Genomic DNA, 12094 nt, shown 5'->3' with positions numbered 1-12094 from the left:
GCGTGATCGCGGATCCGATTCAGCGCGATGATCTGGCCATATGGCCCCTAAGCACAGCTCCGCAAAAACCGGTCGACGGCGCGAAAAGTGTCATAGACGGTGGATTCTTATGAAAGGCACGCGATCAGCTAGCGCGTCGATTCTTTGCCCCAGGTGATCAACCAGCAGCTTCGCACCGACAGTCATGCAGCCCCAAGGCACTTGGACACTTGAACAGAGATGCCGCCAATTGCGGCCCTCGTGTTCGGCGGAGTAAAACGCCGCGGAGACCTCGAGCGATGCCAGAAGATATGGCGCCATCAAAAATCCTGCGCGAGACGATCGGCTTCATCAGCTTGACAGTCGCTCGGGTCGCCGGACGGCATTGACCGTCGGCGGGTCGATCATCGCGACCATACCGACATTGTTTCCGGTGGCGAGCGGCTTCGAGCGCCACCATGGCGCCATTGCAGCCTCGCCTGCGGCGCGCTTCTGGGCCGCTCGGGTGGCAAGGATCGTGGTCGCCGCCCGGGCGCGCGCCAGCTCCTTGGTTCGCCTTCCGGTTATCCTGAAGCGGTAAGCCACCGGTCCTTTCCTTTTGGGCGTTTTGGGCGGGAAATGGTTAAGCTGACGTTCAAGCCAACGTGCCGACCAGCACCAGGCGGGCCGGCGCCACTGGCATGGTCCTGACTCGACGAAAACCAAAAGCATCGCATACCAGGCGAGGGTCGTGCCGATCAGGAGCCGCGCCGAGGCGGACGCTGCCGATGCGCGGCTGCCGCATGCGACTTATGCCGGGTTTCATCAGCCGGCCGCCACCCGCGCCGGCGGCGGCCGCTGGCATTTTGGCGGTTTTTCTCGACATCAGGCGAACCGGTTTCTGCCACGTTCACCGTCCGAAGCAAACACGCAGTGGCTGAGATGGGCGCTGGCGAGGCATCAACGGCGAGACACCCCAACGGCGCCGGGCCGTCCGCCATGAGCTCAGCGCACCGCTGATCGCCAATTTGGAAAACTGGATGCGTGAGCAGCGTGCCAAGCTCTCACGGCGGAACGATGTCGCTAAGGCGATGGACTACATACTCAAGCGCTGGAGTGCGTTCACCCGCATCCTTGAGGACCGACGCATCTGCCTGTCGAACAACGCCGCCGAACGAGCCCTGCGCGGCATTGCCCTCGGGCGGAAGTCGTGGCTGTTCTGTGGCTCCGACCGCGGTGGCGATCGTGCCGCGATGAGGTACGGCCTGATCGTAACGGCCCTATGCCGAGCGCGGCATAGGCAGGTTTATGCCGCCCGCCGAACTATGCCGAGCCGGGTCGTTTTCCCCAGGTTTCTGGCTGACCTGCGTTTGGTCGGTTCGGCATAGTTCGTTCTGTGCCTCCGCTTTCAACAGCGGAGAACAGGAAGATGGAAGCTGAAGAGTACTTGGGCAGAAGCCGACTGTACCGGCGTCTCAGAATCGGGCCGCACGGACGGCTGGTCGAGTGCTACGCCGTTCGTCTCGTCGAAGAGAGGCTCGTTCGGCACGGCGCGTGGCGTTGCCTCAACGTAGTTGGCGGGCTCCTGAGTTGGATCGCGGGCCGTCGCTACAACCTGGTCGATCTCGATGAGCAGGTCGTTGAGCGGTACCTCCGACATCGAGGCGGGAGGCAGTCTATCCAACCCGGTGACCGAGCTGCGCTCAAGCGATGGTTGACGGTGCTGCGCGAGGAAGGCGCGATCGCGCCGTTGGTGCTACCGCCTCTCACCCCGCACGAACGGATCTTCAAGGAATTCGATGCCTACCTGCGATCGGAGCGCGGCTTGGCCCCGAGGTCCATCGTCCGCCATCTCCCAGTCATCCGCAGGTTCCTGCACGAGGTGTGCTCCGGCGGCGCCGGCGCCCTGGGCAAGATCAGCCAAGAGGACGTGATCCGCTACGTTGAGCGCCACGCCCAGGATTGGAGCCCGGGAACAGGCAAGGCGATGTGCTGGTCGTTGCGTGCCTTTCTCCGTTACCTCCACCATCGAGGGCTGAACGCGCGCCCGTTGGCGGATTGCGTTCCATCGATGCGCCGATGGAAGCTCGCAACTCTACCGACCTTTCTGCCTGCCGCTCAGGTGCGGAAGGCTCTCGACAGTTGCGACCGAGAGACGGTGATGGGACGGCGCGACTACGCCATTCTGTTGTTGCTGGCCAAGCTCGGCCTGCGGGCCGACGAGGTTGCGACGCTCACCCTCGACGATATCGACTGGCGCGCCAGCGAGATACTCGTTCGCGCCAAGGGCCGACAGCGTGCACGAATGCCGATACCGCCAGACATTGGCGCGGCTATCGTTGCATATCTGCGCAATGGCCGCCCAAAGTCGTCGTGCCGACGGCTGTTCGTCCGCACACTCGCGCCACACGTCGGCTTTGCTTCCGGATGCGCGATCACCATGATCGCCAAGGCCGCTCTCGATCGCGTTGGAATCGAAGGTTGTGCCCACCGCGGCGCCCATATCTTCCGACACAGTCTCGCTACCGAGCTTCTCCGATCTGGCGCGACCTTGTCGGAGATCGGACAGTTGCTGCGGCACGAGAACCACGACACCACCCGGATTTACGCGAAGGTCGACATTGACGCGCTGAGAACATTGAGCCTGCCCTGGCCGGGAGGCGTGCAATGACCGATCTGCGCTCCGCACTCGATAAGTACCTGAGCATGCGCAAGGGGTTTGGATACAAGTACGCGCACCAGACCCGTCGGCTCGCCGACTTCGTCGCCTTCATGAAGAAGCGCAAAGCCAGGATCATCACGACGAAGCTGGCAATGGAATGGGCAACGCTGCCGCCCGATCGTCATGCATCCTGGGCGCTGCGATTGAGCGACGTGCGCGGGTTCGCGCGCCATGTCGCCAACTTCGATCCGAGAACGGAGGTCCCGGCCGTCGGCATGCTGCCCGGATGGAAGCGCGCCAAGCCCTATGTCTACAGCGACGCGGAGATCGATGCGTTGCTGAAGGCAGCGCTGGCTCTGCCGCCATCGGGCGGGTTGCGCCGATGGACCTACCATACCCTGTTCGGGCTGATCGCAGTGACGGGCATGCGTATATCCGAGGCGATGGGCCTGGAGCGTGATGACGTCGACCTCGACGCCGGCGTGCTGACAGTCCGGCTGACCAAGTTCGGCAAGTCGCGGCTCGTGCCATTGCATCCGACGACGAGAACCGCGTTGCGCGACTACGCCCACCGGCGCGACGCGATGCTCGGATCACGCTGCGGCTCGACCTTCTTCGTTGCCGAACAGGGAGGCCGATTGCTGCACCAGTACGTTCATCGCGTCTTCTGGCGATTGTCCCGAGAGATCGGGCTGCGGCGCCCAGGTGATCGTACCGGGCCACGCGTGCACGACTTCCGTCATCGCTTCGCCATCCGGACGCTGCTCGACTGGTATCGCGAAGGCAAAGATGTCGAGCAACAACTCCCAGTGCTCTCCACTTACCTCGGCCACGCCTGCGTGCGCGATACCTACTGGTATCTCTCGGCCTGCCCCGAGTTGATGGAAGAAGCGGCGCGGCGTCTCGATCGGCGATGGGAGGTGACGCCATGAAGCCCGCCTGCAACGTCGCCACGTTGATCGAGCGCTTCTTCACCGAGCGCCTCATACGCCAGCGCAATGTTAGCGGCAACACGATCGCCTCCTACAGAGACACGTTCCGGCTGCTGTTCATGTTCGCACAGGCGCGGCTGCGTAAGTGCCCATCGGCGCTGACGCTCGCCGATCTGGATGCAACGTTTATCGGCGCGTTCCTCACCGATCTCGAGGTAAAGCGCGGCGCCAGCGCGAAGACGCGTAACCTGCGTCTGACGGCCATCAGATCCTTCTTCAGGTTCGTGTCCTTCGAGGAACCGGCACACAGTGCGCTGATCCAGCGCGTGCTCGCCATACCGAGCAAGCGCCATGACAAGCGGCAGGTTCACTTCTTGACGCGCCCCGAGATCGAGGCCGTTCTCGCCGCGCCCGATCGAACGACGTGGCTTGGTCGCCGCGATCACACCTTGCTGCTGGTCGCGGCCCAGACGGGCTTGCGCCTCTCAGAGCTGACTGACCTCGACCGGGATGCCGTCCACCTCGGGCCTGGTGCACACGTACGATGCGTCGGTAAAGGGCGGAAGGAGCGGACCACTCCGCTGACCACACTCGCGCGGTGTGCGCTACAGGCATGGCTCAAAGAACCGTTGCGGAAAGGAGCAACAGCGTTGTTCCCGAACGTACACGGGGGCCGGCTCAGTGCCGATAGCGTCCAGTCCCTGCTGAGAAAGCATGTTCGTGTCGCTCACAAGAGTTGCCCCTCTTTGAAGGCCAAGAGCGTGTCGCCGCACGTGCTGAGGCACAGCGCTGCGATGGAACTGCTGCAAGCCGGCGTCGACTGTTCCGTGATCGCGCTGTGGCTCGGTCATGAATCGGTCGAGACGACGCAGACGTACCTGCACGCCCACCTCGCCCTCAAGGAAGCCGCCCTGGCGAAGCTCAAGCCGTACGAGCGCGGCAAGCGAACCCGCTTCCAGCCGAACGACCGCCTACTCGCCTTCCTCGAGACGCTCTGAACGACCAGACTATGCCGAATGGAATGGGGGCTGCCCTGCACGCGATCGCCGGTGCCAGCGTGACAACGGCGTGCCATACCAAATCCGTTCGGCATAGTTCGGCGGGCGGCATAAACGGCCAAGATGAACGACCTCGATCCACAAGCTTGGCTCGCCGACGTCCTGGCGCGCATCGCTGCACATCCGGTCCAACGGCTCGACGAACTCCTGCCCTGGAATTGGCGCGGCCAGAACAAGCAAGCCAATCAGGCTGCCTGAGTGAGCGCTACGCGGTCCTCACCGGATGCTTACTGCAAAACAGCTGCTCTCGCCGCTGAGCTACGTCCCCAATTGCTTTTCAAAATCGCCACTTGGACACAAGAATTTGGCTTTCCCTGCTGGACTCGAACCAGCGGCCTCGGCCTTCGGACAGGCGGGCTCTGGCTTCACTAAAAGTCAAACCGCCGCGGAGGTGCTCAGCGCCAAGCCTTCTCGTTTTTCTTTTCGTAATCATTGAAGGCCTTCTCAAGCCCGCCTAGGACCTCGGCGGACGTCTCGAACATCGCCTTCAACTGCGGATCGTCGACCTTCTGGATGTCATCGCGCAGGTGGTTCCGGATGTCTTGGAGCGCCTTTTGCATCTTCTGCGTATGGTGCCGGGGCTCGCGGTCTGCCGCACTTGCCATGATCAGTCTCCTTGTTCCTTAGGGCAGCGCCGGACACAGCAGCATCCGGCGAACGGCGGTTAACCGATTGCCGAAAGCGGCGTTCCAATTACGAAACTCGATAAAGGCGGAATGAATACAGAATTTGCTTACTGGATTTAGCGGCCGCTAACGTGACCGCCTCGACGCGGCGACGCGCGATGAATCCTTTTGCGAAATCGCAATTCACACCTGAAATTGCGATGCAACCCAAAGCGCGCAAACGCCTCTCACGTCACGATCTCAATGTGATCGCCGCGCCTTCCGCACGGCCGCGGGCCTGACATCCTAATAAGCCTCGTCAGGCCGGCGCACCGATGCATCGATCGTTAGCGCTTCGCGGGCGGGCCGCTCTTATTTCCTGGCAGGCCTTTGATGTTTGAGGGATCCTGCTGTCGCACGTGCTGATTTTGAGGGTTTGAACCGACTGTGCCCTGGCCCGGCGCGGGGCCGTTCTTGTTTCCGGGGGCGCCGCTAATGCCGGTTCCTGAATTCTGCGCGCTCGGAGAATTCGTGGCGCCGGTTGAGCTAGTGGCCGGCCGGCCAGGCGGCGTAGCGGCCATGCCTGGCTTTTCCTGCTCGCCGACGTAGCCAGATTCACCGGAATTGCGTGTCTTAACGCCCTTGTCAGCTTCGCTTTGTTGGCTCTGGGCCGCGGCTTGTTTGACCGTCATCGGCGTCGCCGCGATGACTGCGGCTGCAAGCGCGATAATGCATGTCCTCATGAGCATTCTCCTCCAGATTGCCTCGCACATATAACCCCCTTCGCCAGCCTGATTTCCTTTGGCCACAAAGAAAATCTCAGGGCATAGCGGTGATCAAGATGCTAGTCAAAGCGCTGCGCTCTCCGATGGGCCCTGCTCCGAACACGGGGTGATGATGGTGGCTGTCCCCCGGTAGATGATGAAACGGGGTCACGACTTGAGTCGGCCCCAAGCATCTAAAGACGGAGGACAGCCGTGCTTTGCTATTTCGACAGCCGCTGGCGCAAGGCGAGGTCATCCAAATCGGGGAATGCGGATTTCGCCGCGCGACCACGGAGTATGCTGCCAGCTGTTCGCATGGCTAAGCTCCTGATCAGACCCAGCTGGTCCTCACTCGGAGTATGTTGGCCGTGGGTTGAGAGTATACCCACTAGGGCGCCCGAGTGGGTCATGAGCGGCGTTGACTGTACGGCCTTAAAACCGGCGCGTCCGGCGATGTCCCGAAAAGGCAGAAATCAAAGGTCCATTGTGACGTCATCGAGAATGACGGGCTGCCGATTGAACAACGCACGACCGCAAGCACACCCATCCCTGATCGTTACACTGAGAAACTCTTCAGAAAAGCCCTGCTGAGCCATGATCTCCAGATGGCCCGTCTTCCAGTCGAGCAGTTGAATGTTGCCGAGCTCTTGGCCGGTAATAACCAATGCCTCGCTCAAAGCCGATTGGAGGAGCGGCAGTTCCGAAACGTCATGCATCTTCGCGATGCCTTCCGTGCACGAACTATTAGGTGGGCGCTTTTACATTGGGCTTGAGAATTGAGAGCGACACCCTCTCCTCGATCAAAGCGCGAGATACCAAGATTTTCTCGTGAGTTTCCCTTAGAACCTCGCGCGCTTCAAGAATCGCCCTGTCAGCAGAGCGCAAGAGCGCCTCTGACGACAAAGGAGGAGAACCCGCTTTCTCAGCCCTTCTGGCCAGAACAGAAGTCGTTGCATCGGTGACATGATGGACTACCGCAACGATCGCGCCATTGTCATCGAGAACCGGCCAGTTCTTAGGGTGCCAATAACGGACCTGCCAAGGGCGTCCTTCAGGCTGGATGTCATATCGTTGCATGCGCATCACCTGACCGCGTTTTTCGTGAAGAACTTTGCCAAAGGACTCGGCTAGATTTGCAACGCCGTCGGCAAATGTCAGGTGTGGATTGTCAGGGAAGGCGTCGAACATATCCAAACCGGCTAACGTATCTCGCGAGCGGGAGACGCTGCCGAGATAGGCCTCGTTGGCGTTAACAATCTTCAGATCCGGCGTGAGCAGAAGCATAGGTACAGGGGAATGCTCAAATGATCGATGCCACGCATCGTGTGCGCCGGCCATCAGAGCTTTTGGTGAGCGGAAGTTCGGTTGCACAGTCGTCATTATTGAACCGGTCTCTGAGATGCGCCCTTACTCTACTAGCTGAAACCGGCTTTTACGCCAACCGAGGCGACACCGTGGGATTACGGCATTCGCTGGGAACCATTCTGGCCCCATAGCTCCCCAGGCGCGTTGCTTCGGCTCATCTCCCGGAAGAACGTTCTTCGGGCGCAGATCGCTTTCTACCGTCCTTTGTCGGATCGAGAATGAAGATCTCGCGGACGAAGCCGCCGCGGCGCTTGCAGGCTTCAAATCGGGGCGGCTGTCCTTTTGGGGCCGCCGCTGCCTTCTCAACAGCCGACGTCGCTGATGCGCTGATAGCCACCGGCCGGCCGAAAGCCAGATTCACACCCCTCACATCTACGCTGCGCAAAGGCGCGATGGAATTCGACGATGAAGATGAAGTTGGACCGCGACAGGTCCTACCCGGACCGAGGGAATTGCACAAATCCACAGCTCCTCAACGATGACGAGAATTGTCTTGCTTGAGCAAATTCCTCACCCGCCGCCGCTCTTCTGTGATTGTTGGAAGAGACATGCCAAGGATGCGCGCACGTTCAAGAACGGAGTTAACTGGTCGTCTCAGCGCGACTGCGATGCGGTTCGCACTAGCCCGAGCGGCGATCATCGCTTTAAGTCGTTCAATTTCCTCGGGGGTCCACCTTCGATAATGCATGTCCGTAAATGGCTTGAAGTAACATACGTTCCTCGGTGACAACGGTCCAAACTAGGAAACGCATTTCGACTGGAACGCCCGGTGCTATCTGGAGACTACTTTCTCCGTCCCACCCGTCATAGGCCATGCCCTATACCGACGCTAACTCATATTGGGAGGGGTCTCATTGAGTAGCTCACTCACATCCGGCTGCTCGATCTCTGCATTGATATTTGCGGATCTGTTGCATCCGCAGAGCATACCGGCACCGCGCGTGCAGCCGAGGGGTTCGCCGGTCCAGGCGAGGAGCGGATGGCTCTCGCAAACCCAGCCAAGACCGTGACGAATGGAACAATTCAGGTTGGTCACAACGTGTCGGGGGTACGAAGTGGAGAGCCTTTATCCTCGTTGATCAGCTCTTGCTCGGCTAAGTGCCAAAAATCTTCGTCTCGTCCTTCCGGTTTGCCGGCCTTTTCCCAGAGCTGGTAGGCACGCGCAGCTACGGCTTCATCGGATTTCTTCTAACCCTCAACGAGCGGGAGCAACATGCGTTCCTGCCTTGAACGAACTTACTCGTAGCAGCTCTTTGCCGTGACATCGCGATAGTCGATCTCGGCGACGAACGGCAGCTCAAGCCATGTAGCGTTAAGCTTCCTAATCGACTTGGTGAGCTTTGACTTCGAGCTCACGACTGTATGGAGCTGCTTTCGGATGGCTGCACGCAGTCTGCGACCAGCCGGTGCCGCCGATGTAAGCCAGCTCCTTACCCTTATGAAGCCGATAACGGGAAATTTTCGCGTTGTACTGTCTTCCCGGTAGGAACTGGTGCACACTTTGTAACTTAGAGCATTTTCATCACCTTTCGCAGGGGAAGTCCGATGGGTATCCTACGGCAGAAAATTGAAGGGATCGAAACGATTGCAACTAAGCTGTGCCGCTGCGGCAAGCAGGCCGAACTGATCCGGACAATGCTGAACGTGCACAATGGCCGACATGTTCGCATGTTTGAATGCAAAGGCTGCAGCGGACGAACCTGGGACGACTAAGAGCTGTTTCCCTGCTACGCTGTCATGCAGGTGGGTCCTTGGAGCGACACACATAATCTCGCCTCGCACCATCTTTCCCAACCCCCGTCGGACCAGACCCGGCGGGGGTATTAGTAGAAGCCAGTACTTGCGCCGCGAACCGCAAATGCTGCGGAGCGCTACTACCTTTGCGCCACGCCGCTCGGATGGGGATCCCATATAACTTGGATTTGTGTCGTGCAATTTTGCGCGTAATTGCTCTCGCAGCCACTCAAGAACGCAGCAACGCTGGGGTATCGATGGATGACATCTTTCTTCAAGAGCAGAGGGTTGAACGTCGCCGCATCAAGCGTTCCGTGATCAACCGAAGTGCGCTGGTGTCCTTCTCCATGAGAGGGAGATCAATGCCATGCGTGGTCCGCGATGCCACGAACAGCGGTGCGAGTCTGCGCCTACCCGGAGCCACCGTCATTCCGACAAGCTTTCATATCTCCTTTGGCAATTTCGCGTCGTCCCGAGCTTGTCAGCTCATATGGCGAGACGGCGACTTCCTCGGAATTCGATGGACCCTTCAAGGGGAGTTGCTGGCCCGCGACGCTGCCGACTTGCCGGTCTTCTTTGCTTCATAGCTCACCCCGTAATCCTACGCGCCGGCGACGCGCGCAAGGTCCTGCTTGCGAATGCCCAGCCTGTCGCCTCACTTCCGCTACGGGCCATCAGCACAGACATAGCGAAGAAATGTGCTACTCCTTGCGTCCTGCAGTTTGGAACTGTGTAACATTCGGCGCAGGCGGGTTCGGGAATTGCTTGACCGATAATAGATACTCTTCAACGACTTTAAGCGCCGGTTCACTGGCGAAGGGAAACAACCCAAAGACGTTGAGGTCTTCGTGTGGATCCATCTCTATGTTGAATATCTTCGGGTAGCCGGCCATCCCTCTCACTGGGCCCATCCGACAAAGGTACGCCTGCCGCAACACCAACGTCGTGCATGGACTACTCGCGGTGAACGAATTTCAAAGTTACGAGCGCCGCCCAGGAATCTCTCGGCGGCTTCCTAGCGCCGAATTCAGCAGGGGAGGAGCGCGGCTTAACACCTTCGTTGGTCGATATGACAATCGAACATCTGAAGCGGTGGTACGTTCGCAGCGACACAACCGTCAAATATTGATCTAGATCAATCGGGCCAGGTCGCCGCGGCGCCACCGGCGCCGACATCAATTGGAAGAAGCCATGAGCGTATGGCTACGCTCGCCTGTTAACCATCGGCGATCGCTCGCGCCCCCAAGGTTTAGCGGCTTCTCTCGCGCAGGATTCGGCGCGATCATATGCGATGGGCCCAAAACACCACCCTGCCCCACTCTCCGGTGGCGACCGCAAGGCACTCACCAAGGAGCTGGCGCGCCCCCGGGGTGACGACGATACTCGCCACGCGATCGGCCGAGAAGCGCGCCGTCGGCGAAGCGCTCATCCGAGAGGCCGACGATCTGCGCTGCCAGAGCCGGAACGAAAAGATGTGGGCCGACGGCGGCCCGGTCGACCCGTCGCCCTCGATCGACCAGGCGGTCAACGCCGGCTATCCGTGGCTCGAGATCAAATGCTCGCGGTGCAAGGCGCCGCGCGCGGTTGACCTGGCCGCACTGCGACACGTGCCGACCACCCACTTGCATGACCTCGCCGGGCGCCTCCGCTGCATGAAATGCGGCAAGGCCGGCAAGCGGCCGGCCGCCGAGTGCTGCAGCTGTAGTATTGGGCCGGCCCGAAGTACGCCAAGAACCATGGCTGGCATGAGTACCACGAGAGCGGGACGTTCGTGAGGATACTTCAGCCATGCAAAGACCCGTTCGCGTGATGGCCTAGAGAAGTAGCCCCAGCGCGGGGGCGTCGCTGGAGCTCGGCTTCCGTCGTTGTTCGAATGCCGCGGGGGGCAGTGCGACCCGCCAATGGACCTGTTCCTGTGCTCCCCAACAGGCCGCCCGCATTTCAAAAAGCGGGGCCACTAGGAACGCGCCTCCGAATTTCGCTTTGAAATGTTAGGAAATGAATGGGCGCGCTCAATGCCTCGGTATTACTTCGATTTAAAGGATGGCAACGGAACAACCCCTGACGAGGAAGGCCTCGATCTTCGGGATCTGGACGCGGCACAGGACGAGGCTGCGCGATCTTTAGGAGGCATGGCCCATGATGCCGTAGCGACCCTCAGCGGTAGCGACGCTGAGCAAATGGAGATCGAGGTCCGGGACGACAGCGGCCCCGTTATGACGGTCCGCTTTTCCTTCGCGATCAGCCGCAAGAAAATGAGCTAACCTCAAACTGCACGCCCGGGAAGAGCACTGAGGCCGAGGGCTCGTCCCACTCCTCATCAAAGCGAGACTAGAACCGCGCCGGCCGCCCCCTGTTCCAAAAAAAGGCCCCAGCGAGGGGATTGGCTGGGGCCTAGACTGATTGCCGAACCGCTGTCCGCCAGGATGCAGCGGTCGTCATTTTAGGGCTGTAAAAATACGAAATGAAAATCACCTGCCCCATGCCATTGAGGATCTTGGCAAAGTTGGGTTCCCGAAATAACCGAGGTGAATCTCGCGCCCGGCGGGAGCGCACTTCTGTATCGATTTGTTACAGCAAGAAATCCTACTTTCTCGCAGGGCGAACACGCACCTGATGGTTCAGTCAGCGCGGGAACTTAGTTCCCTTTCCCGCGTTGCTTGTGCATCATCGGCCAAGGCCTTTTCTGTGGGCGCTGGTGACTGAGAGACACTCTCGTGCTCCCGCCTGCGAAGGGGAGGGAGTGTCTGATGCCGCATGTCAAGCTAATCGCGCGTTTGCTGTCCGTCGTTGAGCTGTCCGAGCAAGACAAGGTCCGGCTCCAGCAGATGCCTCACATCATCAAAACATTTAGAGACGGCGACCGCGTCGCACGGCAAGGCGACGTGCCCGTGCATTGTGCCGTCGTGATGACTGGAATGCTGTCGCGTCGAAGGGTTGTTTCCGAACGCAATCAAATATCGTCCATCTACGTACCGGGGGACGTACCTGATCTCCATACGCTGCATCTGCCCGT

10 protein-coding genes and 5 pseudogenes are annotated in these 12094 nt (G+C 60.0%); 8 read left to right on the top strand and 7 right to left on the bottom strand.

What is annotated here, in order from left to right; genetic code table 11:
* Positions 1-330 precede the first annotated feature (330 nt).
* Positions 331-564, bottom strand: a complete 234-nt coding sequence (locus tag IF803_RS38460) for a hypothetical protein (RefSeq protein ID WP_028344060.1) — start codon at positions 562-564, stop codon at positions 331-333.
* 347 nt (positions 565-911) lie between these two features.
* On the opposite strand from IF803_RS38460, the pseudogene IF803_RS38455 reads away from it, so the two are divergent.
* The 5 genes and pseudogenes from IF803_RS38455 to IF803_RS38435 form a co-directional block, all read left to right on the top strand.
* Positions 912-1238, top strand: a pseudogene (locus IF803_RS38455) (IS66 family transposase); the annotation flags it as partial.
* A 149-nt stretch (positions 1239-1387) separates the two neighbouring features.
* Positions 1388-2629: a tyrosine-type recombinase/integrase gene (locus tag IF803_RS38450; RefSeq protein ID WP_461195750.1), complete on the top strand. Its 1242-nt coding sequence runs from the start codon at positions 1388-1390 to the stop codon at positions 2627-2629.
* Positions 2626-3552 carry a tyrosine-type recombinase/integrase gene (locus tag IF803_RS38445; RefSeq protein ID WP_461195749.1) on the top strand — a complete coding sequence of 309 codons (927 nt, stop codon included), beginning with the start codon at positions 2626-2628 and terminating at the stop codon, positions 3550-3552. The genes IF803_RS38450 and IF803_RS38445 overlap by 4 nt, the downstream gene beginning before the upstream one ends.
* On the top strand, positions 3549-4550 hold the full coding sequence (locus tag IF803_RS38440; protein WP_461195748.1) for a tyrosine-type recombinase/integrase: 1002 nt from the start codon (positions 3549-3551) through the stop codon (positions 4548-4550). The genes IF803_RS38445 and IF803_RS38440 overlap by 4 nt, the downstream gene beginning before the upstream one ends.
* A 114-nt stretch (positions 4551-4664) precedes the next feature.
* A pseudogene (locus IF803_RS38435) lies at positions 4665-4808 on the top strand (transposase domain-containing protein); the annotation flags it as partial.
* 197 nt (positions 4809-5005) lie between these two features.
* On the opposite strand, the gene IF803_RS38430 reads toward IF803_RS38435, so the two are convergent.
* The 6 genes and pseudogenes from IF803_RS38430 to IF803_RS38405 form a co-directional block, all read right to left on the bottom strand.
* Positions 5006-5215, bottom strand: coding sequence for a hypothetical protein (locus IF803_RS38430; protein WP_028344059.1), 210 nt, complete (start codon positions 5213-5215; stop codon positions 5006-5008).
* A gap of 347 nt (positions 5216-5562) precedes the next feature.
* Positions 5563-5796 (bottom strand): hypothetical protein, encoded by a 234-nt coding sequence (locus IF803_RS38425; protein WP_080686960.1) that lies wholly within the window; start codon positions 5794-5796, stop codon positions 5563-5565.
* A gap of 656 nt (positions 5797-6452) precedes the next feature.
* Positions 6453-6695, bottom strand: coding sequence for a hypothetical protein (locus IF803_RS38420; protein WP_461195747.1), 243 nt, complete (start codon positions 6693-6695; stop codon positions 6453-6455).
* A 28-nt stretch (positions 6696-6723) separates the two neighbouring features.
* Positions 6724-7359, bottom strand: coding sequence for a PAS domain-containing protein (locus IF803_RS38415; protein ID WP_461195746.1), 636 nt, complete (start codon positions 7357-7359; stop codon positions 6724-6726).
* 1017 nt (positions 7360-8376) lie between these two features.
* Positions 8377-8511: pseudogene (locus IF803_RS38410) on the bottom strand (DUF2934 domain-containing protein); the annotation flags it as partial.
* Positions 8512-9779: 1268 nt separating this feature from the next.
* Complete coding sequence (locus IF803_RS38405; protein ID WP_028344056.1) at positions 9780-9971, bottom strand: hypothetical protein; 192 nt, start codon at positions 9969-9971, stop codon at positions 9780-9782.
* 398 nt (positions 9972-10369) lie between these two features.
* Here IF803_RS38405 and IF803_RS38400 point away from each other — a divergent pair.
* From IF803_RS38400 to IF803_RS38390, 3 genes and pseudogenes are all read left to right on the top strand, one after another.
* Positions 10370-10853, top strand: a pseudogene (locus IF803_RS38400) (hypothetical protein).
* 240 nt (positions 10854-11093) lie between these two features.
* Entirely contained in the window at positions 11094-11342 is a 249-nt protein-coding gene (locus tag IF803_RS38395) for a DUF6894 family protein (RefSeq protein WP_028344055.1), read from the top strand.
* A 486-nt stretch (positions 11343-11828) separates the two neighbouring features.
* Positions 11829-12094, top strand: a pseudogene (locus IF803_RS38390) (Crp/Fnr family transcriptional regulator); the annotation flags it as partial.

It is taken from the genome of Bradyrhizobium sp. UFLA06-06 (assembly GCF_054820065.1).
This window is presented reverse-complemented; position numbering and strand designations above follow the sequence as displayed.